This is a genomic window from Streptomyces sp. NPDC097107 (assembly GCF_044762405.1).
GTDB lineage: Bacteria > Actinomycetota > Actinomycetes > Streptomycetales > Streptomycetaceae > Streptomyces > Streptomyces thinghirensis.
Genome location: NZ_JBIWEF010000005.1, coordinates 186,799 through 213,426, shown reverse-complemented (window position 1 = coordinate 213,426; position 26,628 = coordinate 186,799). Strand labels below are relative to the sequence as shown.

General features: G+C 73.1%; 26 protein-coding genes, 2 pseudogenes and 1 riboswitch. Of the genes and pseudogenes, 12 read left to right on the top strand and 16 right to left on the bottom strand.

The features are described 5' to 3' along the window. Positions 1-828, bottom strand: coding sequence for an enoyl-CoA hydratase family protein (locus tag ACIQ1J_RS13705; protein WP_403556910.1), 828 nt, complete (start codon positions 826-828; stop codon positions 1-3). A gap of 326 nt (positions 829-1,154) precedes the next feature. Here ACIQ1J_RS13705 and ACIQ1J_RS13700 point away from each other — a divergent pair, with 326 nt between their 5' ends. Continuing rightward, entirely contained in the window at positions 1,155-1,595 is a 441-nt protein-coding gene (locus ACIQ1J_RS13700; RefSeq protein WP_403556909.1) for an ATP-binding protein, read from the top strand. On the opposite strand, the gene ACIQ1J_RS13695 is transcribed toward ACIQ1J_RS13700, so the two are convergent. The 4 genes from ACIQ1J_RS13695 to ACIQ1J_RS13680 form a co-directional block, all read right to left on the bottom strand. After that, positions 1,552-2,994, bottom strand: a complete 1,443-nt coding sequence (locus ACIQ1J_RS13695) for an amino acid permease (protein WP_403556908.1) — start codon at positions 2,992-2,994, stop codon at positions 1,552-1,554. The genes ACIQ1J_RS13700 and ACIQ1J_RS13695 overlap by 44 nt on opposite strands. Before the next feature lie 134 nt (positions 2,995-3,128). Beyond that, positions 3,129-4,136: an ornithine carbamoyltransferase gene (gene argF / locus ACIQ1J_RS13690; protein ID WP_403556907.1), complete on the bottom strand. Its 1,008-nt coding sequence runs from the start codon at positions 4,134-4,136 to the stop codon at positions 3,129-3,131. A 130-nt stretch (positions 4,137-4,266) separates the two neighbouring features. Beyond that, positions 4,267-5,490 (bottom strand): arginine deiminase, encoded by a 1,224-nt coding sequence (locus ACIQ1J_RS13685; protein ID WP_210963971.1) that lies wholly within the window; start codon positions 5,488-5,490, stop codon positions 4,267-4,269. Between the two features lie 342 nt (positions 5,491-5,832). Next, positions 5,833-6,024 (bottom strand): hypothetical protein, encoded by a 192-nt coding sequence (locus ACIQ1J_RS13680; protein ID WP_403556906.1) that lies wholly within the window; start codon positions 6,022-6,024, stop codon positions 5,833-5,835. Between the two features lie 239 nt (positions 6,025-6,263). Between ACIQ1J_RS13680 and ACIQ1J_RS13675 the strand changes: the two genes are divergently transcribed. Next, positions 6,264-7,586: a cation:proton antiporter gene (locus ACIQ1J_RS13675; RefSeq protein ID WP_403556905.1), complete on the top strand. Its 1,323-nt coding sequence runs from the start codon at positions 6,264-6,266 to the stop codon at positions 7,584-7,586. Between the two features lie 249 nt (positions 7,587-7,835). On the opposite strand, the pseudogene ACIQ1J_RS13670 reads toward ACIQ1J_RS13675, so the two are convergent. Together ACIQ1J_RS13670 and ACIQ1J_RS13665 are read right to left on the bottom strand one after the other, a co-directional pair. After that, positions 7,836-7,961 (bottom strand): annotated as a pseudogene (locus ACIQ1J_RS13670) (hypothetical protein); the annotation flags it as partial. Between the two features lie 122 nt (positions 7,962-8,083). Next, the gene (locus ACIQ1J_RS13665) at positions 8,084-9,007 is read right to left on the bottom strand and encodes an LLM class F420-dependent oxidoreductase (RefSeq protein WP_403556904.1); all 924 of its coding nucleotides are present in this window, start codon (positions 9,005-9,007) and stop codon (positions 8,084-8,086) included. 252 nt (positions 9,008-9,259) lie between these two features. Here ACIQ1J_RS13665 and ACIQ1J_RS13660 point away from each other — a divergent pair, with 252 nt between their 5' ends. Beyond that, the gene (locus ACIQ1J_RS13660) at positions 9,260-9,439 is read left to right on the top strand and encodes a hypothetical protein (RefSeq protein WP_403556903.1); all 180 of its coding nucleotides are present in this window, start codon (positions 9,260-9,262) and stop codon (positions 9,437-9,439) included. Between the two features lie 40 nt (positions 9,440-9,479). Here ACIQ1J_RS13660 and ACIQ1J_RS13655 read toward each other — a convergent pair whose 3' ends face one another. From ACIQ1J_RS13655 to ACIQ1J_RS13640, 4 genes are all read right to left on the bottom strand, one after another. Beyond that, positions 9,480-9,950, bottom strand: a complete 471-nt coding sequence (locus ACIQ1J_RS13655; protein ID WP_210963975.1) for a DUF6099 family protein — start codon at positions 9,948-9,950, stop codon at positions 9,480-9,482. A 180-nt stretch (positions 9,951-10,130) separates the two neighbouring features. Beyond that, positions 10,131-10,484, bottom strand: coding sequence for a nucleotide pyrophosphohydrolase (locus ACIQ1J_RS13650; RefSeq protein WP_403556902.1), 354 nt, complete (start codon positions 10,482-10,484; stop codon positions 10,131-10,133). Beyond that, positions 10,481-11,644 carry an ATP-binding protein gene (locus ACIQ1J_RS13645; protein ID WP_403556901.1) on the bottom strand — a complete coding sequence of 388 codons (1,164 nt, stop codon included), beginning with the start codon at positions 11,642-11,644 and terminating at the stop codon, positions 10,481-10,483. Before ACIQ1J_RS13645 ends, ACIQ1J_RS13650 begins: the two co-directional genes overlap by 4 nt. Before the next feature lie 156 nt (positions 11,645-11,800). Beyond that, entirely contained in the window at positions 11,801-12,193 is a 393-nt protein-coding gene (locus ACIQ1J_RS13640) for a cell division protein SepF (RefSeq protein WP_307852253.1), read from the bottom strand. Positions 12,194-12,387: 194 nt separating this feature from the next. On the opposite strand from ACIQ1J_RS13640, the gene ACIQ1J_RS13635 reads away from it, so the two are divergent. Beyond that, positions 12,388-15,519 (top strand): FAD-binding and (Fe-S)-binding domain-containing protein, encoded by a 3,132-nt coding sequence (locus tag ACIQ1J_RS13635; protein WP_403556900.1) that lies wholly within the window; start codon positions 12,388-12,390, stop codon positions 15,517-15,519. Positions 15,520-15,561: 42 nt separating this feature from the next. On the opposite strand, the gene ACIQ1J_RS13630 is transcribed toward ACIQ1J_RS13635, so the two are convergent. Next, complete coding sequence (locus tag ACIQ1J_RS13630; protein ID WP_403556899.1) at positions 15,562-16,011, bottom strand: hypothetical protein; 450 nt, start codon at positions 16,009-16,011, stop codon at positions 15,562-15,564. A 248-nt stretch (positions 16,012-16,259) separates the two neighbouring features. Between ACIQ1J_RS13630 and ACIQ1J_RS13625 the strand changes: the two genes are divergently transcribed. From ACIQ1J_RS13625 to ACIQ1J_RS13600, 6 genes are all read left to right on the top strand, one after another. Then, the gene (locus tag ACIQ1J_RS13625; RefSeq protein WP_210963981.1) at positions 16,260-17,624 is read left to right on the top strand and encodes a chloride channel protein; all 1,365 of its coding nucleotides are present in this window, start codon (positions 16,260-16,262) and stop codon (positions 17,622-17,624) included. A 77-nt stretch (positions 17,625-17,701) separates the two neighbouring features. Further along, positions 17,702-18,187, top strand: coding sequence for a potassium channel family protein (locus ACIQ1J_RS13620; protein WP_403557188.1), 486 nt, complete (start codon positions 17,702-17,704; stop codon positions 18,185-18,187). Between the two features lie 103 nt (positions 18,188-18,290). Next, positions 18,291-18,475: riboswitch (cobalamin riboswitch) on the top strand. 29 nt (positions 18,476-18,504) lie between these two features. After that, positions 18,505-19,212, top strand: a complete 708-nt coding sequence (locus tag ACIQ1J_RS13615) for an energy-coupling factor ABC transporter permease (RefSeq protein WP_403556898.1) — start codon at positions 18,505-18,507, stop codon at positions 19,210-19,212. Next, positions 19,209-19,547: an energy-coupling factor ABC transporter substrate-binding protein gene (locus tag ACIQ1J_RS13610; RefSeq protein ID WP_310870628.1), complete on the top strand. Its 339-nt coding sequence runs from the start codon at positions 19,209-19,211 to the stop codon at positions 19,545-19,547. Before ACIQ1J_RS13615 ends, ACIQ1J_RS13610 begins: the two co-directional genes overlap by 4 nt. Continuing rightward, positions 19,548-20,297, top strand: coding sequence for a cobalt ECF transporter T component CbiQ (gene cbiQ / locus ACIQ1J_RS13605; RefSeq protein ID WP_403556897.1), 750 nt, complete (start codon positions 19,548-19,550; stop codon positions 20,295-20,297). Continuing rightward, complete coding sequence (locus ACIQ1J_RS13600; RefSeq protein WP_403556896.1) at positions 20,294-21,151, top strand: ATP-binding cassette domain-containing protein; 858 nt, start codon at positions 20,294-20,296, stop codon at positions 21,149-21,151. The genes cbiQ and ACIQ1J_RS13600 overlap by 4 nt, the downstream gene beginning before the upstream one ends. Before the next feature lie 27 nt (positions 21,152-21,178). On the opposite strand, the gene ACIQ1J_RS13595 is transcribed toward ACIQ1J_RS13600, so the two are convergent. Then, entirely contained in the window at positions 21,179-22,795 is a 1,617-nt protein-coding gene (locus ACIQ1J_RS13595) for an MFS transporter (RefSeq protein ID WP_403556895.1), read from the bottom strand. 269 nt (positions 22,796-23,064) lie between these two features. On the opposite strand from ACIQ1J_RS13595, the pseudogene ACIQ1J_RS13590 reads away from it, so the two are divergent. Both ACIQ1J_RS13590 and ACIQ1J_RS13585 read left to right on the top strand, forming a co-directional pair. Continuing rightward, positions 23,065-23,151 (top strand): annotated as a pseudogene (locus ACIQ1J_RS13590) (hypothetical protein); the annotation flags it as partial. Between the two features lie 268 nt (positions 23,152-23,419). Continuing rightward, entirely contained in the window at positions 23,420-23,656 is a 237-nt protein-coding gene (locus ACIQ1J_RS13585; protein ID WP_403556894.1) for a hypothetical protein, read from the top strand. A gap of 170 nt (positions 23,657-23,826) precedes the next feature. Here ACIQ1J_RS13585 and ACIQ1J_RS13580 read toward each other — a convergent pair whose 3' ends face one another. The 3 genes from ACIQ1J_RS13580 to ACIQ1J_RS13570 form a co-directional block, all read right to left on the bottom strand. Beyond that, positions 23,827-24,483, bottom strand: a complete 657-nt coding sequence (locus ACIQ1J_RS13580; protein ID WP_337304565.1) for a helix-turn-helix domain-containing protein — start codon at positions 24,481-24,483, stop codon at positions 23,827-23,829. Between the two features lie 240 nt (positions 24,484-24,723). Then, complete coding sequence (locus tag ACIQ1J_RS13575) at positions 24,724-26,073, bottom strand: APC family permease (protein WP_403556893.1); 1,350 nt, start codon at positions 26,071-26,073, stop codon at positions 24,724-24,726. A gap of 114 nt (positions 26,074-26,187) precedes the next feature. Beyond that, positions 26,188-26,265 (bottom strand): 50S ribosomal protein bL37, encoded by a 78-nt coding sequence (locus tag ACIQ1J_RS13570; RefSeq protein WP_370443954.1) that lies wholly within the window; start codon positions 26,263-26,265, stop codon positions 26,188-26,190. Positions 26,266-26,628 lie beyond the last annotated feature (363 nt).

The following is a 26,628-nucleotide window of genomic DNA, read 5'->3' as shown; positions in this document are numbered from 1 at the left end:
CTACCGTCCGTTCCATTTCGGAGCGCGCTTCTCCGTGAAGGCCGCGTGGAACTCCGCGTAGTCCTCGCCGTTCATCAGGAGGGCCTGGGTCGAGGCGTCCAGTTCCACCGCTGCCGCCAGCGGCATGTCCAGCTCCGCGGTGAGGAGGGCCTTGGTCTGCGCGTACGCCAGGGCCGGGCCGTCGGCCAGGCGGCGGGCGAGTGACTGGGCGGCCTCGTCGGCGCGGCCCTCGTCGGTCAGCTCGCTGATCAGGCCGATCCGCTCGGCCTCGGGCGCCCGGACCGGTTCGCCGAGCATCAGCAGCCGGGTGGCGTGGCCGAGGCCGACGACGCGGGGCAGCAGGTAGGCGGCGCCCATGTCGCCGCCGGACAGGCCGACGCGGGTGAAGAGGAAGGCGAAGCGGGCGGACGGATCGGCGACCCGGAAGTCGGCGGCCAGGGCGAGCACCGCGCCCGCCCCCGCCGCGACCCCGTGCAGGGCGGCGATCACCGGGAACGGGCACTCCCGTACGGCACGCACCACCTGGCCCGTCATCCGGTTGAAGTCCAGCAGCTGGGCGGTGTCCATGGACAGGGTCGCGCCGATGATCTCGTCGACGTCACCGCCGGAGCAGAAGCCGCGTCCCTCCCCGGCCAGCACCAGCGCCCGCACGGACCGCTCCCGGGACAGCTCGGCGAGCAGGTCCCGCAGGTCGGCGTAGGCCTCGAAGGTGAGCGCGTTGAGCTTGTCGGGGCGTGCGAGGGTGACGGTGGCGACGCCGTCGGTGCGATCGACGCGCAGGTGCCGCCAGTCGGGGGTGGGGGCGGTGGAGCCGGTGAAGGGACTCATGACGGGCGGCCTCCTAGGGCGGGCACGGCCTCGGCCTCACTGAGCGCTACGTCTGGCTGCATGTCGATACGACTCGAAGCTATCACCTCTTCGTGACCGTCGTCACGAGCACGCGATAGAGGGTCCGCCGGAAGTCACCGGACGTCAATAGCGCGGTAACAGCGGGAGCATCCGGGCGAGCGACGGCGCTCACCTGGGCAGGCAGCCCGGTACCGGGGCCGAAGGTCCCGCGAGGTGCCCGTCGAACGGCTCTGCCGGGCGGCGCCGTACCATTCATATGGTTGAAAGCAGGACAGGACGACAGCCTGCTCCGGAACGGACCAGCCGTGCACGATCGCTACCATGCCCCCGCCTCCTGGCGCATCGCACTGCCGCACTCCGCCGCGGCCGTGCCGGTCGCGCGTGCCCTGGTGCGTGCGGCACTGGCCGAGCTGGAGCACACGGCCGACGGCGACACGGCGGAGCTGCTCACGGCGGAGCTGGTCGCCAACGCCGTCGAGCACACGGCCGGCGGGTCGCCGATCGAGCTGGTCGTGGAGCTGTTGCCGACCGGCTGTCAGGTCGAGGTGCACGATCCGGACCCGCAGCCGCCCGGTGACCTCACCCGTCCCGGTGTGGAGCCGCCCGACCCCTGGCAGGAGCACGGGCGCGGTCTGCTGTTGATCCGCGCCCTCAGCTCGTCCTGCGGCCACCGGCCCACCGGGTCCGGCAAGGCCGTCTGGTTCAGGCTTCCTGCGGTACCCGCTCAGCGCCGCTCTCCGGAGTGACCTCCGCCCGGGCCAGGCGGGAGTGCCGGCACCCGTAGGCGGTGTACACCAGCAGGCCCACCGCGAGGAACACCGCGAACTGGAGCCAGGTCGCCGCACCCGTCTCGTAGATCAGGTACAGGCAGAAGGCGACCCCGAGCAGCGGCGTCACCGGGTAGAACGGCACGCGGAAGGTACGGGCGAGGCCCGGCTCGCGGCGGCGCAGCGCGATCACGGAGACGTTGACGGCGGCCATGGTGGCCAGCGTGCCGATGGTGCACAGGTTGACCACCGCGTCCAGCGGGGCGAAGGCGGCCGGGAGGGCGAAGACCACGCCGACGATGAGCGTGCCGGCGACGGGCGTCGCGGTGCGCGGCGAGACCTTCTCGAAGACGCGCGGGATCAGACCGTCGCGGGACATGGACATCAGGATGCGGGTCTGGCCGTACATCACGGCGAGCACCACCGAGGCGATGGCGACGACCGCGCCGAAGGCGACCACGCCGCCACCGATGGTGGAGCCGGTGACCTCGTTGACGACGTACGACAGCGCGGCGGGCCGGTCGCCGACCGCGTCACCGCCGACGGCACCGATCGCGGCGACGGCGACCGCGCAGTAGAGCAGGGTGACCAGGCCGATGCAGACCAGGATGGCGATCGGGATGTCCCGGCGCGGGTTCCTGGCCTCCTCACCGGCCGTGGTGATCGCGTCGAAGCCGATGTACGAGAAGAAGGCGGCGGTGGTGCCGGCGCCGATGCCGCCGAGGCCCGCCGGGGAGAACGGGCTGAGGTTGCCGTCCTTGAAGGCGTAGAAGCCGATGGCGCAGAAGGCGACCAGGACGGCCAGCTTGAGGACGGCCATCGCGGCCGTGGCCCGGGCGCTCTCCCGCACCCCGCGCACCAGGAGGACGCAGGCCAGGGCGATGACGATCACCGCGGGCAGGTTGACCGCGCCGCCGTCGCCGGGGCCCGCGGAGAGCGCGTGCGGCAGTTGGATGCCGAGGACGCTGTCGAGCAGTTCGTTGACGTACTGGCTCCAGCCGACCGCGACCGCGGAGACGGACACGCCGTACTCCAGAAGCAGGCACCAGCCGACCAGGAAGGCGGTCCGCTCGCCGAGTCCGGCGTAGGCGAAGGAGTACGAGGAGCCGGAGACCGGGATCGCGCCGCCCAGCTCGGCGAAGGCGAACGCGGTGAAGACGCAGGTGATGGCGGCCAGCACGAAGGAGACGACGACGGCCGGGCCGGCCTCGGCCACCGAGTCGGACAGGCCGACGAAGATGCCGGTGCCGACGATCGCGCCGACGCCGAAGCAGACGAGCTGGAACAGCCCCATGGTGCGCTTCAGGCCATGGCCTTCGCGGTCGGCGCCCGATTCGGCGACGAGGAGGTGGGGGGATTTGATACGGGAAGCGGGCATTGCGGGTGGTGCTCGTTTCTGGTGGTGCGGGGGCGCGACGGTGGTCGCGGCCGGCGGCACCGGAAGGGGTGGCTCCGGGCCGCCGGTCAGAATAACGGGCTCGGCGGACGCATCGGGTCCGGCCGGCCGCCTTGTCAGGCCAGCGTGGCGACCAGGACCGCCTTGATGGTGTGCAGGCGGTTCTCCGCCTCGTCGAAGACGACCGAGTGCGCGGACTCGAAGACCTCGTCCGTGACCTCCAGGGAGTCGAGTCCGTGGGCCTCGAAGATCTCCTGGCCGACCTTGGTGCCCAGGTCGTGGAAGGCGGGCAGGCAGTGCAGGAACCTCACGTCCGGGTTGCCGGTGGCGCGCAGGACGTCCATGGTCACCGCGTACGGGGCGAGGGCCTTGATCCGCTCGGCCCAGACGTCCTTGGGCTCACCCATGGAGACCCAGACGTCGGTGACGACGAAGTCGGCGCCGCGCACGCCCTCGTCCACGGTCTCGGTGAGGGTGATGCGCGCCCCGCTCGACTCGGCGAGCGCCCTCGCCCGGTCGACGACCTCCTGGGCGGGCCAGTAGGACTTCGGGGCGACGACGCGCACGTCCATGCCGAGCAGGGCGCCGGTGACCAGGTAGGAGTTGCCCATGTTGAAGCGGGCGTCGCCGAGGTAGGCGAAGGTGATCTCGTGCAGCGGCTTGTCGCTGTGCTCGGTCATGGTCAGCACGTCGGCGAGCATCTGGGTGGGGTGCCAGTCGTCGGTCAGGCCGTTGTAGACGGGGACGCCGGCGAAGGAGGCCAGCTCCTCGACCTTCTGCTGGCTGTCGCCCCGGTACTCGATGCCGTCGAACATGCGGCCCAGCACGCGCGCGGTGTCCTTCACGGACTCCTTGTGGCCGATCTGCGAGCCGGCCGGGTCGAGGTACGTCGTCGAGGCGCCCTGGTCGGCGGCGGCGACCTCGAACGCGCAGCGGGTGCGCGTCGAGGTCTTCTCGAAGATCAGCGCGATGTTCCTGCCCTGGAGATACCGTGTCTCGGTCCCGGCCTTCTTCGCGGCCTTCAGCTCCGCGGCCAGATCGACCAGGCCGCGGAACTCGTCCGCGGTGAAGTCGGTCTCCTTGAGGAAGTGGCGGCCGGCGAGGGCGGTCGGGACTGTCGCCATGGGGGCGCTCCAGAGGTGCAGGGACGGGGACTGACTCCTGGAAGTCTATACGACCGGATGAATTTCTATACGGTCCACTGTGCGGCCACCTATCCAGCCCCCTCCATGCAGGGCCCCTCCATGCAGCCCCCTACACGGGCTCCCGCTCCACCGGACAGCTCATGCAGCGCGGTCCGCCCCGGCCCCGGCCCAGCTCGCTGCCCGGGATCTCGATCACCTCGATGCCCTGTTTGCGCAGGTGGGTGTTGGTGGTGGCGTTCCGCTCGTAGGCGACGACGACGCCCGGTTCGACGGCCAGGACGTTGCAGCCGTCGTCCCACTGCTCGCGTTCGGCGGCGTGGACGTCCTGGGTGGCGGTCAGGACCCGGATCTCGCCCCGGCCCAGGGCCGCGGCGATCGCGCGGTGCATGTGCTCCGGCGGATGGTCGGTGACCTTCAGGTCCTTCTCCCCCGCGCCCGGCTCGATGGTGTACGAGCGGAGCATGCCGAGCCCGGCGTACTGAGTGAAGGTGTCGCCGTCCACCATGGTCATCACGGTGTCCAGATGCATGACGGCCCGCCGCTTGGGCATGTCGAGGGCCACGATCGTGCGTGCGGAGCCCGCCGCGAACAGTTTGTACGCGAGCATCTCGACGGCCTGGGGGGTGGTGCGCTCGCTCATGCCGATGAGTACGGCGCCGTTGCCGATGACGAGGACGTCGCCGCCCTCGATGGTGGAGGGGTAGTCGGCCTGACCCTCGGACCAGAGGTGGAACGTCTCCTCGCGGAACAGCGGGTGGTGCCGGTAGATCGCCTCGAAGTGGACCGTCTCGCGCTGCCGGGCGGGCCAGCGCATGGCGTTGATGGAGACGCCGTCGTAGATCCAGGCCGACGTGTCCCGGGTGAAGAGGTGGTTGGGCAGCGGCCCGAGCAGGAAGTCGTCCAGCTCCATGGCGTGGAAGCGCACGGAGGTCGGCTCCGGGTGCGCGTCGAGGAACTCCCGCTTGGTCATGCCGCCGACCAGGGCCTCGGCGAGTTCACCGGCGGGCAGGGTCTCGAAGGCGGCCCGGAGATGGTCCGTGGCCAGCACTCCGTACTCCTTCTCGTCGAAGACCCGGTCCAGGACGAGCCGCCGGGCCGCCGGGACGTCGAGGGTCTCGGTGAGCAGGTCGCCGAAGAGGTGCACGGCGACTCCGCGGTCGCGGAGCACGTCGGCGAACCCGTCGTGCTCGGCGCGCGCCCGGCGCACCCACAGCACGTCGTCGAAGAGAAGGGCGTCCTTGTTGCTGGGGGTGAGCCTTTTGAGCTCCAGATCCGGCCGGTGCAGGATGACGCGGGTGAGCCGCCCGGCTTCGGAGTCGACTGTGAATCCCATGTCTCCATCCTGACCATTCGGGCGCCTGTTCACCCCCTGCTTGGGCAGACCCGTGCGCCCGGTTCAGCCGCCGGGCCGCGGCTGGAGCAGTTCCGGGCGGGCGAGCGGGCGGCGGGTGGCGTGGCCCGGGTCCAGGGTGGCGCGGGCGACGATCCAGCCGGACAGCGCCCGGGGGTCGGCCGGGTCGACGGGTACACGCAGCCAGCGGTCCAGGGTCCGCGCGAGGCCCTCGACGAGGCGGCGTCCCGGCGCGGTGAGCCGGGCACTGCTGGGAGCCCGGTGGCAGTTCGGTCCCCGGGGCGGACCCGGCGGCGGCGAGGGCGAGTTCGGCGTACGGATCGGCTAGAGGGCGGCCCAGACCGCCGTGTCGTCGTCGGCGGCGTCCGGCGCGGCGGGGCGCCGGCCGGTGCCGCCGGACGGCGGCAGGCACGCTCCGCCGGCGGCGAGCGCGGCCCCGTGCTCGCCGCCCCAGTAGTGCGGCACGATGCGCAGTCCGCCGCGCAGGGCCGTCACTCCGGCGGAGAAGCGCCCCACGAGCGCAGAGAAGCCCGGTTCGCGAACCCCTGTGTCGTGAATGAAGACGACCGCCGTCATGTGCCCCCCGTGACCCAGGTGAAAGTTCGTGTACGACTTCCGATGCACCGTCAGGTCATTTCTATGCTGCAGAGGTTGGAGCTGCCCTGCGACGGACGGTCGGAACGCGGAGCCGCCGAAACAGGGGACCGTCGAACAGGCCTGCCACCGGATGGCCGCCGGACCAACGGGGGAGACACATGAGCCCTGACGCGATGATCACGCACTTCGTGGGTGCCTCGGCTCTCGTCCTGGTGGTCGCCCACGCGGCCGGCTGGCTGGCCCGTCGGCTGAGGCAGCCGTACATCGTGGGCCAGCTGTCGGCGGGCATCGCGCTCGGCCCCTCCCTGCTCGGAGCGCTGGCACCGGACGCGTACGCGTCGCTGTTCCCGGCGGAGATCGGCCCGGCGCTGACCGGCTTCGCCCAGTTCGCGCTGGTGGTCTTCCTGTTCGCGGTGGGCTACGAACTGGATCTGAAGATGCTCGGTGCCCGTGCCCGCGCCTCGCTGACCGTGGCGCTGGCCTCGTTCGTGGTGCCGATGGCCGTGGGCTGCGGGGGCGCGCTGCTGTTCCGGGAGCAGTTGCACGGCCTGGGCATGCCGCGTGACCTGTCCCCCGCGATGGTGGTGTTCGCCGGGGTCGCCCTGTCGATAACGGCGGTGCCCGTGCTGACGGCCATCGTGCGGGAGAACGGGTTGTCCCGGTCGGTGCCCGGCGTGGTGGCGGTCTCCGCGGCCGGGGTGCTGGACGCGGTCTGCTGGACCGTGCTGGCGGCGGCGCTGATGGACAGCGGCGGCTCCGGGACGGCGCTGGACTGGCCGTGGCGGGTCGCGCTCGCCGTCGGTTTCGTCACCGTGATGGCGGTCGCGGCCCGGCCGGTGCTGCGCCGGCTGCTGTGGCGGACACGGATGGAGCCCTCGCTGCGGCTGGCGCTGCTCATCGGCTTCGCCCTCGGGTCGGCGTGGGTCACGCACTCCCTCGGGCTGCACGTGATCTTCGGTGCGCTGCTCGCCGGGGTGGTGGTCCCGCGCGAGGAGGGCGGCACGCTCGACCCGGATCTGCTGCGGCCGCTGCACGACGTCAGCTCGCTGCTGCTGCCGTTCTTCTTCGTGATCTCGGGTCAGTCCGTGGCGCTGAACAGCATGGACGGCACGGGCTGGGCCGTCCTGCTGGTGGTGACCGTGCTCGCCGTCACGACGAAGATCGGCAGTGGGGCCCTCGCGGCCCGGCTCGGCGGTCTGGACCGGCACGACGCGCGGACCGTCGGCGTACTGCTCAGCGCGCGCGGCCTCACCGAGTTGATCGCCCTCAACGCGGGCCTCCAGGCAGGCCTGTTGAGCGCCCCGCTCTACGCGGTGCTCGTGTTCATGGCGCTCGCCACGACCCTGTTCACCCAGCCGCTCCTGCTCCTCACCCGCCGCTTGGCCGAACGGGACCGAGCGTCACGGCCCTCCTCCCCCGCCCCCTTCGCACCCCCGCCGTCCCAGGACGGGACGACGACGGCACCTGCGGACGTGGGCTAGGCAGGGCCTGTCCGACGGGCCGTGCCGCGGACGCGGGCGGGGCGGGCCGGCCCGCCCGCACCGACGCGGTGCCGTGACTCCGGCGGACCGCACCGCCGGGCAAGGCGCCCCCGCACCCCGCCCGGCCACCCGCGGCTACAGCGGCATCGGGGCCATGTCGCACTCGATGCGGCGGCGCTGGCGTGCCGCGGCGAGCCAGGGGTGGTCGGCGCGGACGGCGCCGGTGAAGCCCTCGACGGCCCTGCGCCGCAGCGCCGCGGACTCCAGTTCGAGGCGGACGTAGCGCGAGTCGCCCCACTCGGGGAACTCGGTGTCCAGCGGGACGGACTCGACGGTGACCGTCCAGCCGAGCGGCTCGAAGAGGCGGCGTACGAGGTGCCGTACGCGCGGGAGCCCCCAGGAGGTTGTTCCCGGGGGCTCCGGCAGGACGACGGTCACACCATCGCACAGGGCTGGTGACCGGCGCCTTCGGTTATTCGGGGGGCAGCGTCACCGCGTCACGACAGCTGCGACTGGACCTGGGAGGAGATCAGCTCCAGGTGGTCCAGGTCGTCGAGGTCGAGGATCTGGAGGTAGATCCGCTGCGCGCCGGCCTCGGCGTAGCGGCCGATCTTCTCGACGACCTCGTCCGGGGAGCCGGCCAGGCCGTTGGCCTTCAGCTCCTCGACCTCGCGGCCGATCACGGCGGCCCGGCGGGCCACATCGGCGTCGTCCTTGCCGACGCAGGCGACCAGGGCGTTGGAGTAGGTCAGCGCGTCCGCCCGGCGGCCGGCCTCCTCGGCGGCGGCCCGGACGCGGCCGAACTGGCGCTCGGTGTCCTCGAGCGAGGCGAAGGGGATGTTGAACTCGTCGGCGTACCGGGCGGCCAGCCGCGGGGTACGGACGGCACCGTGGCCGCCGATGAGCACGGGGACCTTCGCCTGCGCGGGCTTGGGCAGCGCGGGCGACTCGGTGAGGTCGTAGAACCTGCCGTGGAAGTCGAAGGACTTGCCGGCCTCCGTGGCCCACAGACCGGTGACGATCTCCAGCTGTTCCTCGAGGCGGGCGAACTTCTCCTTCGGGAAGGGAATGCCGTACGCCCTGTGCTCCTCCTCGAACCAGCCGGCGCCCAGGCCCAGCTCGACCCGGCCGCCCGACATCTGGTCGATTTGCGCGACCTGGATGGCGAGGACGCCGGGCAGCCGGAAGGTGCCGGCGGTCATGAGGGTGCCGAGCCGGATGCGCTTGGTCTCCCGGGCGAGGCCGGCGAGGGTGATCCAGGCGTCGGTGGGGCCGGGGAGGCCGTCCACGGAGCCCATGCGGAGATAGTGGTCCGAGCGGAAGAAGGCGTCGAAACCGAGGTCCTCGGTGGCCTTCGCCACGGTGAGCAAGGTGTCGTATGTGGCCCCCTGCTGGGGCTCGGTGAAGATACGGAGATCCATGTCTCCATCCTGCCTGCTCGGCGGGGGAGCGTCGCACAGGCCCCGCCCGTCGGCCCGGCGCGTTCCCGGCCCTCGGCGGGTGATTCAGCGTCAGTCCCGGGCCTGTTGCGGGGGCGGCCCAGTGACCGGGCCGGACGGTGATCGTTTGCCGGGGCGGAGCCGGATCGCCCGGCGTCCGCGCCGGGCGGTGTGCGCCGGCGCGCCACCAGTGCCGGCCTCCCCGGTGGGGGCCTCGGGGCCGAGGAGGCCATCATGTCCGAAGAGACCGTGCCGCAGGAGGGCGGGGCGGACGCCCGGCCGAAGGGGCTGCTCCAGCAGATGGAGGAACTCATGGCGGCGCTCAGCGCGGACCTGTCGGCTCTGGACGCCGACCACCTCCAGTCGGCCGGGGGCCAGGAGCGGCAGGCGGGGGTGGAGGGGCACGCCGGGTGAGGCGTGCGGGGGGTGCGGTCGGCGGCTCGCGGTGTCATGGCTAGCCGGCCTCCCGCTCCGGTAACCCCGCGTCGCGGTCCGCCAGTTTGCGCAGCATCTCCATGACCCGGTCCCGCGACTCGTCCGCCGCGTCGATCGCCTCCATGCACTGCCAGTACGTGGCCTCGTCGTCCGCGGCGCAGGCGATGCCGACTAGGGCGATGCCGGTCTCCCCCAGCAGCGTGCCGAGGCGCATCAGGGCCTGGCGGGCGTCGCCCAGTTCGGTGAGCTGGGCGGCGCGCAGCTCACCCGGGGCCAGGCCGGGGGTGCGCAGCACTCCGCAGCCGCGGCCCGCCAGCTCGGTCAGTCCCAGTGCCTCACCGCGCAGTTCGGGTGGTCCGGAGACCGCCAGTCGGCTGCCGATCGCCTGTGCCAGGGCCTGCACCTGCCACACCTCCGTCAGGATGTCCGGCACCTCGCCGCCGGCTGCCAGGGCCCGCCCACTCGTCACGATGAGCCGCACAGCGTCCATGCGCTGCCCCCGTCTGTTTCCGACGCGCTCAGGGCGCGTCCGCCCGAACTCCGTTGCCCACTACCCAGAGTGAAGGCATGTGGGGCGAAAAGCCAGAGGAAGGCGGAAATCTTCGGACAACAATTTGATATCTGGCCGGTTCGCGACTGCGGAGAGTAATAGTGGAGTGTGCGGCTCCCCTCAGCTCTCCCGGTCCTTCCGCACCGGGAACCGGAGTTCGTTCCGCTCGATCTTCGCCGCCAGCGCGGCCAGCGGGTCGACGTCGAGCACTTCGCAGATCTGGAGCAGATACGCCAGCACGTCGGCGACCTCGTCCCGGACCCGGTGCGCGGTGTCCGGGTCGGTCATGACGCGGGCCGACTCCTCGGGCGTCAACCACTGGAAGATCTCGACGAGTTCGGACGCCTCCACGCTGAGCGCGGCGACGAGGTTCTTGGGCGTGTGGTACGGCTGCCAGTGCCGCGCCGCCGCGAACTCGGCCAGCCTGCGCTGCAACGCCACGAGGTCCGGGGCGGGGTGAGGATGATCGGTCACGTGCCCAGGTCTACCACCGTGACGCCGTCCGTCCCGGCCGCCCAGGCGGCATCGGCGACCGCCGCGACGAGGCGGATGTGCCCGCGGTCGCACATCCGGACCGCCAGCCGGAGCAGTTCCGCGCGCTGCCGCACGTCCAGGCCGCGGTCGAAGCCGTCGGTGAGGACGGTGAGCGTCTGCAGCGCCGCGGGCACCTCGCCGGCCGGGTCGACCTCCAGCACACCGGGGCCGGTGAACAGCACCAGGGCGAGGGCGAGGTAGCGCAGCTCGCCGTAGCCGAGGCGCGCGAGGCCGGTGCGGGTGCCGTCACCCCGGTCCAGCAGCGCGCGCACCACGCCCCCGGCAACGGGCTCGGCCAGGACGTCCGCGACGGGGCCCGCGCATCCGGCGCGCACCGCCGCGACGAACTGCGCGTGCCGCCTCCCGCACTCGGCGCGGGTGCGCCACAGCACGTCGGCCAGGTTGTCGCACCCGCCGAGCAGACGCCCGGAGCCGGTGGGCACGGGCTCCCGCATCCGGCCGGGCCGCGGATCGCAGGCGAAGACGGAACGCAGGGCGACGACCATCTGCTCGGCCGCGGCCAGCACCCTGCGCTGCCCGTCCGTCTTGCCGGCCACCCGCAGCGGCAGCAGCGGCGTGCCGAGCCGGTCGTCCGGCAGCGGGGCGCGGGTCACCGGCGCGGACCCGGCCGTGTGCCAGGCCGCCTGCACGGCCCGCCGGCCGGGATCGCGCAGGGCCGTCTCCAGCAGTACGACGCCGTCCGCCGTCAACCGCTCCCCCACGATGCGCAGTTCCGGTTCCGCCTGTACGGCGACGTCCAGGTGCACCGGGCCCGCGGCGCCGTCGGCCGTGCAGCCGATGCGGAAGCCGCGGCGGTGCTGGGCGTCGGGCCGGGCCCGCTCCGGCACGCAGGCGGCCGGGTCGGGGAACACCGCGCCGAGCTGAGCGCCGCCCCCGAGCCTGGCCAACGCGTCGTACGCCCGGAGCGCACTGGTCTTGCCGCTGCCACTGGGCCCGGCGAGCACGGTGAGCGGCCCGAGCGGCAGGACGGCGCGCCGGTGCCCGGCGAAGGCGGACAGCCGCAGCTCCGTGATGCGGGGCCGGTCCGGGTGGGGCGGGGCGGAAGGGACGGACACCGTTGACGCAGTTGACACGGCCATATGCGGACCGTAGAAGCCCGGCCCATGACGAACCGTTCCGCCCGGAGGACGTTCCTACGATCGGGGGACGGCACCGTCAGGGCCGGGGCCGCCCGTCACACCTGGGGGTTCGGACAGCGTCCCCGGCACATGGCCCCGCGCGCCCCGCCGGTCCCGTCACCCCCCGGGAACCTCCGCCGCGTCCTCCATCAGCCCGTTCACCTCGGTCCCGGCCGGCGTCAGCAGGAAGACGTTGCGGTCGACGCGGTGCATGCCGCTGGCCAGACCGAAGACGACGCCCGTACTGAAGTCCAGTACCCGCTTGGCGACCTCGGTCTCGGCGCTGGTCAGGTCCAGCAGGACCGGAATGCCCGCCATGAGGATCTCGGCGACCTCGCGGGCGTCCGCGAACACGTTGACCCGCAGGACGACGAAGCGGCGACGCGTCTCCGTCTCCGCCTCCGGCATCGCCCGGTGGCCGACCGCGGACGGCCATGCGTCGCGCCCGCGCAACGGAACGACCTGGGCGAGCCCTTCCCACTGTTCATCGGTGACGTCGTGGCTGTTCACCGGCTCCCCCGATTTCACTCGCCTTCATTGCCTGCACCAGCCAATTCTTACGCCAAGTCACCCGTTCGGCCCAACAGCGACACGGTTCGCGACGCTCCGTGTCCGGTGATTGCCACCGAGGCCGCCGGGGTACTCAGTTCCGGCCGCCCGCACGCACGGGCGCTGTAGCCGTGCCGACACCTGAAGGAGAGCCCATGGGTGCGCTGGACCTGCCCGAACCCGTCACTCGTGAGGGGGCGCCGCCGCCGGTCGACACCGTCGCGCTCCGAGCCGCCCTGAGCGAGCGGGTCGACGGTGAGGTCCGCTTCGACGCCGGAAGCCGGGCGGCGTACTCCACGGACGCCTCGAACTTCCGGCAGACGCCCATCGGTGTGGTCCTCCCGCGCACCCCCGAGGCCGGCGCCGAGGCGGTGGCCGTGGCGCGGGAGTTCGGTGCGCCGGTGCTGTCGCGGGGCGGCGGGACGAGCCTGGCCGGACAGTGCACCAACGCGGGTGTGGTGCTCGACTGGTCGAAGTACTGCACCCGCGTGGAGTCGGTGGACACCGATGCCCGTACCTGCGTCGTGCAGCCGGGCATCGTGCTGGACGACCTCAACCGGCAGCTCGCGCCGTACGGGCTGCGCTACGGGCCCGAGCCCGCCACCCACGCCAACTGCACCATCGGCGGCATGATCGGCAACAACTCCTGCGGCGCCACCGCACAGGCGCACGGCAAGGTCGTCGACAACATCGCCCGCCTGGAGGTGCTGCTCTACGACGGCACCCGCTTCTGGTGCGGCGAGACCGGCGACGAGGAGTACGCCGGGATCGAGCGGCAGGGCGATCTGCGGGCGACCGTCTACCGGCGCCTGCGCGCCCTGCGCGACACCTACGCGGACGAGATCCGCCGCCGGTTCCCGGACGTCCCGCGCCGGGTCTCCGGCTACAACCTGGACTCACTGCTGCCGGAGTACGGCTTCGACGTCGCCGGGCTGCTGGTGGGCAGCGAGTCGACGCTGGTCACCGTTGTGCGGGCGGAGCTGGAGCTGGTGCCGGTGGTGAAGGAACGAACCCTGATGGTCCTCGGGTTCGACACCATCGACAGGGCCGCCGACGCGGTGCCGGACATCCTGCCGCACGAGCCGATCGCGCTGGAGGGCGTCGACGCCCGGCTGATCCGCGACGAACGGATCAAGCGCCTCAACGAGAAGGCGCTGGCCGAGATGCCCGACGGGAACGCCTACCTGCTGGTGCAGTTCGGCGGCGACACCGTCGAGGAGGCGACCGCGCGGGCCCACCGGATGCTCGACGCGGTGCACCGCTGCGAACACGACGCGGACTGCTCGTTCCTGGACGACCCGGCGAACCAGCAGGCCCTGTGGCAGGTCCGCGAGGCCGGACTCGGCGCCACCGCGCACATCCCGGGCAAGCCCGACACCTTCGAGGGCTGGGAGGACTCGGCGGTCGCCCCGGAGAAGCTGGGCGACTACCTGCGGCGGCTGCGCGCGCTGTTCGAGGAGTTCGGTTATCTGAGCGACACCGGGCCCAGCCTGTACGGCCACTTCGGGCAGGGCTGCGTGCACACCCGGATCCCCTTCGACCTGTACACCGCGGACGGGGTGGCGACGTACCGGAGGTTCATGGAGCGGGCGGCCGACCTCGTCGTCGAGTTCGGCGGGTCGCTCTCCGGCGAGCACGGGGACGGGCAGAGCCGGGGCGAGCTGCTGCCGCGGATGTTCGGGGACGGTCTCGTCGAGGCGTTCGGGCGGCTGAAGGCCGTCTTCGATCCGCTGGACCGGATGAACCCGGGGAAGGTCGTCGCGCCGTACGGGCTGGACGAGAACCTGCGACTGGGCGGTGACTGGGCCCCGTACGAGCCCCGCGACCTGCGCTTCCGGTTCCCGCACGACGGCGGGTCGTTCTCCCAGGCGGCCAATCGGTGCGTGGGCGTCGGGAAGTGCCGGCAGCACACCAGTGACGGCACGGTGATGTGTCCGTCGTACCAGGTGACGCGGGAGGAGGAACACTCCACCCGGGGCCGGGCCAGGCTGCTGTTCGAGATGCTCGACGGGCACGGGGACGGCGCGATCCGGGACGGCTGGCGCTCGGAGGCGGTCAAGGACGCCCTCGATCTCTGCCTGGCCTGCAAGGGATGCAAGAAGGACTGTCCGGCGGACGTGGACATGGCCACGTACAAGGCGGAGTTCCTGTCCCACCACTACGAGGGGCGGCCGTGGCGCAGGCCGCGCTCCGACTGGTCGATGGGCTGGCTGCCCGCGCTCGCCCAGGCCGTGGGCCGCACCCGGCTCGCACCGGTGGTCAACGCGCTCACGCACGCTCCGCTGCTGTCGAAGGCCGCCGTGCTGGCGGCGGGGGTGGCCGACCGTGAGGTGCCGCTGTTCGCGGAGCAGACCTTCGAGCGGTGGTTCGCCCGCCACGAGCCGTACGGCGACGGGCGGCGCGGGACCGTGCTGCTGTGGCCGGACACCTTCACCAACCATTTCCATCCGCACATCGGACGGGCGGCGGTACGGGTGCTGGAGCACGCCGGCTGGCGGGTGGAACTGCCGTCCGAGCCGCTGTGCTGCGGGCTGACCTGGATCTCCACCGGACAGCTCGGGATGGCGGAGAAGGTGCTCACCCGGACAGTGCGCGGACTGGCGGAACACGTGCGGGCGGGCGGTCTGGTGGTGGCGCTGGAGCCGAGCTGCACGGCCGTGTTCCGGGCGGACGCGGCGGAGATGTTCCCCGGCGACCAGGACGTGCGGCGGCTGGGCGAGCAGACGGTGACGCTGTCGGAGCTGCTCACCGAGCACTCCCCCGGCTACGAGCCGCCGCGGGTGCCCGGCCGGTCCGCGAAGGCGCTGGCGCAGGTGCACTGCCACCAGCACGCGATCATGGGCTGGGAGGCCGACCGGGAACTGCTGCGCCGGGCCGGGGTGGACGCCGAGCGGCTGGACTCCGGCTGCTGCGGGCTGGCCGGCAACTTCGGCTTCGAGCGCGGCCACCTGGACGTCAGCGAGGCCTGCGCGGAGCGGGTGCTGCTGCCGCGGCTGCGGGAGGAGGACGAGGGGACCGTCGTACTCGCCGACGGCTTCAGCTGCCGGACGCAGATCCACGAGTTCGACAGCGGCGGCCACGAGGGCGTGCACCTGGCGGAGCTGCTGGCCTCGGCGCTCCCCGGCGCCCCGGGCGACACGGACGTTTCCGGCAGCGCGTACGGCACGGCGCCGGGCGCCCGGCCGGTGGCCCCGGGGCGGCGGGCCAGGGTCCTGGCCCTCGCGGGCACGGGGCTGGCCGCCGTCGGCGCGGCGGCGGCACTGGCGCGAGGCCTGCACCGCCGCTGAATCGGCACACCTGCTCGCGGCCGGGAGCCCGGCCGCGAGCGTTCAGGCAGCCCGCTCCTGCCGGCTGGCCAGTGCCCAGATCACGAACACGTCGATCGCCATCACGATCAAGGCCCAGACGGGTGCGTACGGCAGGAAGAGGAACTGGGCGACCAGGCTCAGCGAGGCCAGGAAGATGCCCGCGAAGCGCGCCCAGGCCATGCCCTTGAGCAGGCCGTAGCCGGTGACGAGCACCACCGCGCCCAGGATGACGTGGATGATGCCCCAGCCGGTGAGGCTGAATTCGTAGACGTAGCTGCCGACGCGGGCGTAGACGTCGTCCTCAGCGATGGCCGCGATGCCCTGGAGGACGGCGAGGGCGCCGTTCAGCAGCAGCAGTACGCCCGCGAAGACGACGCCGCCGGTCACCCAGCCGCTGGTGCGGTCCGCCGACCGCGGGGCCGCTGCGCCGTGCGTCGGCCTGCCGGGAGAAGGTGCGGCGTGCTGGCTCATGAGCGGAGTCCTTTCCGTTGTCCCCCGTACGGGTCTGCCCCCACCGGCGCCCCCGGGCGCCGACAGGTCCCTCCGAGCCTGCGGGCACCCGGCTCCCGCGGCCATACGGGTCCGCCGCACGGGTGAAGCCGGTCCGGCCGCGTCGCGGTCCCCGGAACGGAAGCGTGCGCGTGCGGCCCTCCCCCGTCTCGCGTTTACTGAAACGCACATGCGAACGCGCACGGCGGACCGTCGGACCAGGAGGGCCCGTGACGACTCATCCCGCGCCGGCGAACGCGGTACCGGCCCGGGCCGAGCAGTCACTGCGGCGCACCCTGCTCAGCCCCGGCTATCTGCGGCTGTTGCTGCTGTGCGTACTGCTGGGCGTTCCCATCGCGCTGGCCTGCTTCTTCTTCGTCGGTCTCCAGCACGAGTTGCAGCACTGGGTGTGGACGTCACTGCCCGAGGCCGCCGGGTACGACGCCCCGCCCTGGTGGTGGCCGCTGCCCGCACTGGTGCTCGCCGGGCTGATCCTGGCGCCGATCGTGACCCGGATGCCGGGCGGCGGCGGCCATCTGCCGGTGAACGGGCTGGGCGGCGCGCCCGTCGGCCCCCGCGCGCTGCCCGGCACCGTCCTGGCGGCGCTCGCCACGCTGCCGCTCGGTGTGGTGCTGGGCCCCGAGGCCCCGCTGATGGCCGTCGGCAGCGGGCTCGCCCTACTGGCGGTGCGGCGGGCGGGCGCGGCCGACGACCCGAGGGCGAGCGCGATCCTCGCGACCGCCGGCTCCACCGCCGCGATCTCGACCATTCTCGGCGGCCCGGTGGCGGCGGCGGTGCTGCTCATCGAGGGCGCGGGGCTCGCCGGTGCCCAACTGGTCGTGCTCCTGCTGCCCTGTCTGCTGGCCAGCGCGACGGGCGCCCTGGTCTTCACCGGGTTCGGTCAGTGGACCGGCCTGAAGATCGGCGCGCTCACCCTGCAGGACGTGCCGCCGAGCGCCAACCCGGACGCGGGTGACTTCCTGTGGGGCGTCCCGACGGCGGCGCTGATCGCGGTGCTGATCACGCTGGGCCGCGAGCTGGGCCACCGGACCGTCTCCTGGACGCGGCACCGCACGGCCCTGCGCACCGTCGCCTGCGCCACGGCGGTCGGCGTCTGCCTCGCCGCGTACGCCCTGATCACCGGCCGTTCCCCGGCGGAGGCGGCGCTGTCCGGGCAGGCGACCCTGGCCCAGCTAGCCGCGGACCCGCACGCCTGGTCCGTGGGCGCGCTGGTCGCGCTCGTCGCCTGCAAGGGGCTGGCCTGGGGCATCGCGCTGGGCAGTCTGCGCGGCGGCCCGATCTTCCCGGCCGTGCTGCTGGGCACGGCGACCGCCATGGCCTGCTCCGGCCTGCCCGGTTTCGGCGCGACCCCGGCCCTCGCCCTCGGCATCTCCGCCGCGGCGGCCGCGGTGACCGGGCTGCCGCTGGCCAGTTCGGTGCTGGCGGTGCTGCTGGTGGGCGGGGACGCGTACGACCAGATGCCACTGATCGTCACCGCGTCGGTGGTCGCCTTCGTCGTCACCCAGCTGGTCCGCCGGACAGAGCCGGGAGCGGGAGCGGAACCGCCGAAAGCGGCGCCGGAGACGGCACGGTGACCGAGCGCCGGGCCACCACCACGAGGGCGGGCGGCACCCGCCCGGGTACCGCCTGGCGCGCCGCCCGGCCCTGGCTCGTGCGGGCCGGCATCGCGGCGGCCACGGTCGTGGCCTACTTCCTCCTCCCCCTCGACCATCTGGGCCCGCAGCGTCCCGTACTGAGCTGGCTGCTGTTCGCCCTGGTGCTGACGTTCGTGGCCGCGATGCTGCTCCGCCAGATCCGTCACGTCCTCGTCGACCGCCCGGAGACCCGGCCCGGTGTGGTCATCTCCCTGCTGATCGTCCTGTGCGTGCACGTCTTCTCGGCCACCTACTACGCCCTCGCCAAGCAGCCGGGCGAGTTCACCGGTCTGCGCACCCGCCTCGACGCGCTGTACTTCACCGTGGTCACGCTCGCCACCGTCGGCTACGGGGACATCACCCCCCGGGGCCAGGCGGCGCGGATCGTGACCGTCCTGCAGATCGCCTACAGCTTCGTGTTCCTCACCGCCGCCGCGACCGCGCTGACCACACGGGTGCGCGACAGGGTGGTCCGGCGGACCGAGCGGGACCGGCCCGGCTGACGGCGGCCGGAAGCGCGGGCCGACGGGTGTTTCCGCGAAACCGAGGCCTGTTCGCCGGGCCGGGCGGCCCGGAGGCCCGCTTGTCACCACCCAGGTGGGAGCACTACTGTCGCCACGCCTTGGTGAACGGGAAATCCGGTGTGATGCCGGTGCGGCCCTCGCCACTGTGAATCGGGAAGTCCGGCTCCGGCCCTCGCGGGCAGCCACTGGGTACTTGTACCCGGGAAGGCGGAGCACGGGCGGTGGTACCCGTAAGCCAGGAGACCGGCCAAGGCGCGTCGTCCATCCACGAGGTGCTGGAGAGGGTCTGCTGAGCCATGCACATAGCCGAGGGCTTTCTGCCACCGGCGCACGCGATCGCCTGGGGTGTCGCGTCCGCGCCGTTCGTCGTCCACGGAGTACGGTCACTCACCCGTGAGGTCAGGGAGCACCCGGAGAGCACCTTGCTCCTCGGCGCCTCCGGCGCCTTCACGTTCGTTCTGTCGGCCCTGAAACTGCCGTCCGTCACGGGCAGTTGCTCGCACCCGACCGGCACCGGTCTGGGTGCCATTCTCTTCCGGCCGCCGATCATGGCGGTGCTGGGCACCATCACCCTGCTCTTCCAGGCGCTGCTGCTGGCACACGGCGGGCTGACCACGCTCGGCGCCAACGTCTTCTCGATGGCGGTCGTGGGCCCCTGGGCCGGCTACGCCGTCTACCGGCTGCTGCGCCGCTCCGACGTGCCGCTGATGGTCGCGGTGTTCTTCGGGGCGTTCGTCGCCGACCTGTCGACCTACTGCGTCACCAGCGTGCAGCTGGCGCTGGCGTTCCCTGACCCGAGCAGCGGATTCCTGGGCGCGCTCGGCAAGTTCGGTTCCATCTTCGCGGTCACGCAGATCCCGCTCGCGGTGAGCGAGGGCCTGCTCACGGTCATCGTGATGCGGCTGCTGGTGCAGTCCAGCAAGGGCGAACTGACGCGGCTGGGCGTGCTGTTGACCAAGGCCGGCAAGAGCAGCACCGACGAGCCGGAGGCGGTGTCCCGATGAGCCGCAACGCGAAGATCAACGCCCTGCTGCTGCTCGCCGTGGCCGCGCTCGCGGTGCTGCCGCTGGTGCTGGGTCTCGGCGATCACAAGGAGGAGCCGTTCGCCGGTGCCGACGCCGAGGCGGAGACGGCGATCACGGAGATCGAGCCGGACTACGAGCCGTGGTTCTCGCCGCTGTACGAGCCGCCGTCCGGGGAGATCGAGTCGGCGCTGTTCGCCGTGCAGGCCGCGATCGGCGCGGGTGTGCTGGCCTACTACTTCGGGCTGCGCCGGGGCCGGCGGCAGGGCGAGGAGCGGACGGCGGCGGCACTGCGGGACGCTCCCGAAGGGGACTGAGTGCTGCCGATCGACGCGGCGGCGCACAGCAGTCGCTGGCGCCGCCGCCATCCCGTGGACAAGGCCGTGCTCGGGCTGGGGCTGACCGTCCTCGCGATCTCGCTGCCGCCCTGGCCGGGCGCGGCGCTGGTCCTGGTGACGGCGCTGGCCCTGCTGCTCGGCCCGGCGGGAGTGCCCGGCCGCCGGCTGTGGCGGGCGTACCGCGTGCCGTTGGGCTTCTGCGTGACCGGGGCGCTGCCGCTCCTGGTGCAGGTCGGGGGCCCGGACGGGTTCCTGACGGCGGCGGACGGCGGCCCGGTGCGCGCCGGTGAGCTGCTGCTGCGTACCTCGGCGGCCTCCCTCGGGGTGCTGCTCTTCGCGTTCACCACGCCGATGTCCGACCTGCTGCCCCGCCTGGTGCGGGCCGGGGTGCCCGCGCCGGTGGTCGACGTGGCGCTGGTGACGTACCGGATGAGCTTCCTGCTGCTGGACTCCGTGCGCCGGGTACGGGAGGCGCAGGCCGCGCGGCTGGGCCACACCACCCGGGCCGCCGCCTGGCGTTCGCTCGGCGGGCTCGGCGCCACGGCGTTCGTGCGGGCCTTCGACCGGGCGGCACGGCTCCAGTCGGGGCTCGCCGGGCGCGGTTACGACGGCACGCTGCGCGTCCTGGTGCCCGAGGCCCGCGTCTCCGCGCCCTTCACGGCGGCGAGCGTCGCGCTGCTGGCGGCGCTGGCCGCCCTCACCCTCGTACTGGAAAGGCCGCTGTCGTGAGCGAGACGATCGAGAGGGGCGAGGCGGCCGCGTCGTTTCCGGTCGCCCTGCGGGGCGTGTCCTTCGCGTACGAGGAGGGCCCGGCCGTGCTCGCCGGCCTGGACTTCGCGGTGCGCGAGGGGCGGGCGCTCGCGCTGCTGGGCCGCAACGGCAGCGGCAAGACCACGCTGATGCGGCTGCTCAGCGGCGGACTCAGGCCGCACGCGGGGTCGTTGGCGGTCGACGGGGAGCCGGTGACGTACGACCGCAAGGGGCTGACCCGGCTGCGGACCACGGTGCAACTGGTGGTGCAGGACCCGGACGACCAGCTGTTCGCGGCGTCGGTGTCGCAGGATGTGTCCTTCGGGCCGCTGAACCTGGGCCTGTCCGACGCGGAGGTCCGCTCCCGGGTCGAGGAGTCGCTCACCGCGCTGGACATCGCCGCGCTCGCCGACCGCCCCACCCACCTGCTGTCCTACGGCCAGCGCAAGCGGACCGCGATCGCCGGGGCCGTCGCGATGCGCCCCCGGGTGCTGATCCTCGACGAGCCGACCGCCGGGCTCGACCCGGATGGCCAGGAGCGGCTGCTCGCCACCCTGGACCGGCTCCGCGCGGGCGGCACCACCGTGGTGATGGCCACCCACGACGTCGACCTCGCCCTGCGCTGGTCCGACGACGCGGCCCTGCTCACCCCGGCCGGCGTGCACGCCGGCCCCGCGGCCCCGACGCTGGCCCGCGCCGAGCTGCTGCGGCAGGCCGGGCTGCGTCTGCCGTGGGGCGTCGCGGCGGCCCGGCTGCTGCGCGCGCAGGGCCTGTTGACGGGCTCTGCGGCGGGCCCCCGAACGGCGGAGGAGCTGGCCGCCCTGACCGACTGACGGGGCGGCGGCCGGGGTGGCTCGGGCTCAGCGCGCCGAGTCGCTGTACTCCGCGTCCCGGGCCGCCTCGGTCGTCTCCTCCTCGGGCCACTGCCGGGTGCCGCGGCGGCCGGGGAGGACGGCGAGGACGATCACGGTGCCGGCGGCCATGATGATTCCGCCGACGAGGCTGGTCGTGGCGACACCGTGCGCGAAGGACTGGTTCACGGCGTCGGCCAGGGCCTGCGCCTGCTGGGGACCGGCGGCGGGGTCCGTCGCGAGGCGCTCGGCGACGGCCAGCCCGCCGCCCACGGAGTCCTGGGCGGTGTCCAGCGCGGCGGCCGGGAGCCGGTTGCCCACCAGGTCGGCGAGTTCGTCCCGGTAGGCGGTACCGAGCAGGGAGCCCAGCACGGCGATCCCGAGCGAGCCGCCGAGTTCCAGGGCCGTGTCGTTGGCGCCGCCGCCGACGCCCAGCTCGCTCTCCGGGAAGGAGCCCATGATGGTGTCGGTGGCCGGGGACACGCTCAGCCCGATCGCGAGGCCGAGGAGCAGCATCGGGGCCAGGAAGTCGGCGTACGTCGAGTCCTTCTCGATGAGGACCAGGAGGAGGACACCGGCGGTGCCGATCACCATGCCGGACCCCACCATCGCCTTCACGCCCAGCCTCGGCGTCAGCTTCCCGGTCGCCGCGGCGCCGACGAACACGGCCCCGGCCAGCGGCAGCAGGCGCACGCCGGTCTCCAGAGCGCCGTAGCCGAGCACGAACTGCAGGAACTGCGTGGCGTAGTAGATGGCGCCGTAGGTGCCGAAGAAGAAGAACAGCACCGCCAGCATCGAGCCGCTGAAGGGCCGCAGCAGGAACCTGCGCACGTCCAGCATGGGGTGCGGATGGCGCAGCTCCCACCACACGAAGGCCACCAGGCCGAGGCCCGCGGCGACGGCCGCGGCGACCGGGCCGGCGCCCCAGCCGAAGTGCGGGCCCTCGATGCTCGCGTAGACCAGGCTGCCGACGGAGACGATGGAGAGCAGGCCGCCCACGTAGTCGATCCGGCCCATGCCGGCCGCCTTGGACGGCGGTACGAGGATCAGCGCGCCGACGACGGCGGCGACCGCGATGGGGACGTTGACCAAGAAGGTGGAGCCCCAGGCGTGGTCCTCCAGGAGCCATCCGGCGACCAGCGGACCGACCGCGATGGCGAGGCCGGAGGTGGCGGTCCAGGCCGTGATGGCGCGGGCCCGCTCCCCCTTCGGGAAGACCGCGACCAGCAGGGACAGCGTGGCCGGCATGACGACGGCGGCGCCGACGCCCATGATCGCCCGGGCCGCGATGACCAGCCCGGTCTCGTCCACCAGACTGCCCATCACCGAACCGCCGGCGAAGATCACCAGGCCGGTGATCAGTGCGCCTCGGCGACTGTACTTGTCGCCGATCGAGCCCAGCACCAGCATCAACGCGGCGTACGGGACGGTGTAGCCGTCGATGACCCACTGCAGGTCGCTGCTGCTCAGGCCCAGGTCGGTCGTCATGTCCGGCGCGGCCACGATCAGGGACGTGTTGGCCATGACCACGATCAGCAGGCTCAGACACAGCACGAGGAGCGCCCACCAGCGCCGCGTGTAGGGCCCGGTCATCTTGTCGACGGGTGTGGTGGCTAGGAGGGGCATGGGGGGCTCCCGGGAAAAGAGGGCAAGCGAGCGAGGGGCAAGTTAATTGCCCATTGATGTGCAGACTGGTGACAGAGTAGTTTGTTGCACAGTGGCGTGCAAATATCAGGGAGGCCCGGCCGACGGGTCTCGGCCCGGCCGGTCACTGCCGACGGGTCTCGGCCCGGCCGGTCACTGCCGACGGGCCCCCTGCCAACGGGCCCCTCCCAACGAGCCATTTCCACCGGGCGCACCTCGCGTCAAGCGCCCTTTCCGAACGAGGTACCGACGTGACGAGCACACGCGCCCGCATCCTGCGAGCGGCCGAGCGGGAGCTGGGCCGCGACCCCGACAGCAGCCTCACGGAGATCGCCGCGGCCGCCGGCGTGGCACGCCGCACCCTCTACGGCCACTTCGCCGGCCGGGACGCCCTGGTCGGAGGGCTCGTCGAGGAGGCCGCGGATGCGGTACTGCACGCCATCGGCGGCACGGACGCGCCGGCCCCGGACGACGATCCCGCCGTCGCCCTGGCCCGGTTCGTCCTCGGTCTGTGGCCGATAGGCGACCGCTACGGCACGCTCATCGCCGTCGCCCGCCACCGCGGCCTCGGACCGGAAGGGGTGAGCGCGATCCTCGCCCCGGCCCGTGACAGGCTCGCCGGCATCCGCCCGTGGTCGGCGCGCGGGCGTCTTCCACACCGCCGTGCCGGCCGGTGTGCTCGGCGCGGCGCTGGAGGCGCATCTGTTGGCGCTCCTGGGCTGCGTGCGTTGCGGGGTCTGGGACGACGACGGCACGGACGCCGCCGTGGCCGCGCTGATCGTCGCGGGGGTGGACGCCGACACCGCGACAGGGGCGGTGCGTGCTCTGCACGGCGAGGGGTGACGGGGGCGAGGCCTGCTCGCCGTACTGGGTTGGGGGTGCACGGGCGAACCCGCCGGGTCACGGGGTGGGCGAACCTGCCCTACGGGGATACGGGCTTGGCCTACGCGGCTACGGGCGGCGGCCCCTCCAGGGATACGAGCCGCGGCCCCGACGGGGACACGGGCCGCGGCTCACTCGTCCGCGACGCCCTCCGCGGTCACCGTCGGGGCCACGTCCTCGACCACCGTCCGGGCCCGTTCCTCCGGTACGCCGGCGGCGATGAGCTGGGCGGTCGCGACGCGGGTGCCGTCGTCCTCCAGCGCGCCGGTGTTGACCTGCTCCAGCAGCGCGACCGTCATCGCCTCCAGGCCGGCGCTCAGCACGGCGGGCGGCAGGTGGCCGGGGAAGACCCCGTCCCGCTGCCCCCGCTCCAGGATGGCGGTGACCTCGGCGCGGGCCGGGGCCAGGATCTCGGCCACGCGCTCCACGCCCAGGTCGTGCCGGGCCAGCGCCAGCAGCATCCGGTAGCGGTCACCCACGGGCCACATCAGCAGTACGAAGTGCGCGAGCGCGCGCTCGGCGGGCTCGGCGGGCCCGACCCGCTCCGCCCCGGCGGCCATCGCGCTCCGCAGCACCTCGGACGCCTCCTCGGCGAGGGCCTCCAACAGCGCCGCGCGCCCTGGGAAGTGGCCGAAGAGGGTCCGCCGTACGACACCGGCGGCACGGGCCAGTTCCTCGAGGGTGGTGTCCGGGTTCCGCCCCAGTTCCCGGCGGGCCGTGGCCAGGATGCGCGCCCGGTTGGACCGCGCGTTGCGTCGCTGCGGCTCACGGGCAACGGACTTGGTCACGGGGAACCTCTGGGGCGGGAGCGGTCGGGCTGTGGGGGCGTCCATTCTGGCACGGGGACGGCGGCCCGGCCCGACCGGTGGCGCGCCCTCCCCCGCGCCGGAATGACACGCTCGTGGCCGACGGCCGAGGGGTCGACGGCCGCGTGACCGACGGCCGAGGGGTCGACGGCCGCGTGACCGACGGCCGAGGGGTCGGCGGCCGAGAGGTCGGCGGCTCCGCAACCGGTTGACCGCGACCGGTCACCCGCGCCCGGCCCGGTCCGCGCCCTTGGCCGACCGCCGCGCGGTGGCGAGCGCGGCGAGCACCGTCCCCACCGCCACGACCAGCAGCCCGCGCAGCCACACCTCGGCCTCGATCTGCGTGGCGAGCGCCACGCAGGACAGGGCGCCCAGCACGGGGAGCACGGTCGGAGCCCGGAAGTGGTCGGCCTCGCCCGGGTCGCGGCGCAGCACGAGTACGGCCGTGTTGACCATGAGGAAGACCACGAGCAGCAGCAGGACCAGGGTGGACGCCAGGGTGGCGACGCTGCCGGTGAGCGCCAGGAGCATCGACAGCAGGGTCGTGACCGCGATCGCGGCCCACGGCGTACGGCGGCCGGGCAGCACCTTGGCCAGCGCGGCGGGCAGCAGCCCGTCCCGGGCCATGCCGTAGGCCAGGCGGGAGGACATGATGCCGGTGAGCAGCGCGCCGTTCGCCACGGCGACGAGCGCGATGGCGCTGAACAGCCGCGTCGGGACGCCGCCCGCCGCCTCGACGACCTCCAGCAGCGGCCCGCTGGACTCGGCCAGCCGGGCGGTCGGCACCGCCACTGACGCGGCGAGGCCCACCAGCACGTACACCGCGCCCGCGGTGGCGAGGGCACCGAACAGGGCGCGTGGGTAGGAGCGCCGGGGGTCGCGGGTCTCCTCGGCGACGTTCACGGACGTCTCGAAGCCGACGAAGGAGTAGTACGCCAGGACGGAGCCGCTCAGGACTGCCGCCGCGGCCCCCTTCTCCGGTGTACCCAGCTGACCCAGCCGCCCCAGGTCGCCGTCACCGCGCAGCAGCAGCCAGACGCCGAGGGCGACGATGACGAGGAGACCGCCGACCTCGACGACGGTGGCGGCGACGTTGGCGCGGGTCGACTCCTTGATGCCCCGCGCGTTGACCAGCGCGAGCAGGGCGAGGAACAGCACGGCGACGAGTCCGACCGGCAGCGTCACGAAGGCGGAGAGGTAGTCGCCCCCGAAGCCGCGGGCGAGCGCGGCCACGGAGACGATGCCGGCGGCGAGCATGCAGAAGCCCGCGACGAAGCCGGCGAACGGCCCGAAGGCGCGGGTGGTGTAGTGGGAGGCGCCGCCCGCCCTCGGGTACTTCGTGGCCAACTCGGCGTAGGAGGCGGCGGTCAGCATCGCCAGCAGCAGGGCGGCGACCAGCGGCACCCACACCGCTCCGCCGGCGTCGGCGGCCACCTGCCCCACCAGCACGTAGACCCCGGCGCCGAGCACGTCACCCAGGATGAAGAAGTACAGCAGCGGGGTGGTCAGGGTGCGCTTGAGTGCCGGGCTGTCCTGCGCGTCCGCGGGCCGTTGCTTTCCGAGTCTCGCCATGGCGTCCCAGGTTTCCCGCAGAACGGGAAACACGCCACGATCTTGCCGCGCACCGCGCCGGGAAAGCGCTCGGGTGGGTGGCATGTGCCACCCACCCGATGCGCCGACACGCCCTCAGCTCTGCGGACGGCTGCCGTGGTTCGCGCCGTTCTTGCGGCGGGCCTTCTTCTTACGACGTCGCTTCGAGGACATCGAACGCTCCTCTCCCTTTGCTTTCACGTGCTATCCACCGGTTTGTCGCCCCGATGGATCACAGAGCCCCTTTCCCGTCGACGCGGCGGCAAACTCCCCGGCGCGAAATGCACACGGGTGGCTCACGTCACGGCTGTGAAGCCGGAGCGTCCGGCCGGGACCGGACGGGCCCCACGGACGCCGCCCTCCTTGAGGTGGAGACGGCTCCTCGTCTCGTGCGGTCGCACCAGGGGAAAGTGACGGCAGGCGCACGACGCCGCGAGGGGCCCCGCCCGCGAGTCCTGCAAGGTACCCAGGATCGGATGCGGAGATCCCAGAAACGGTGGCTGCCTTCCTGTATCGCATGGGCCGTACCGCCTTTCG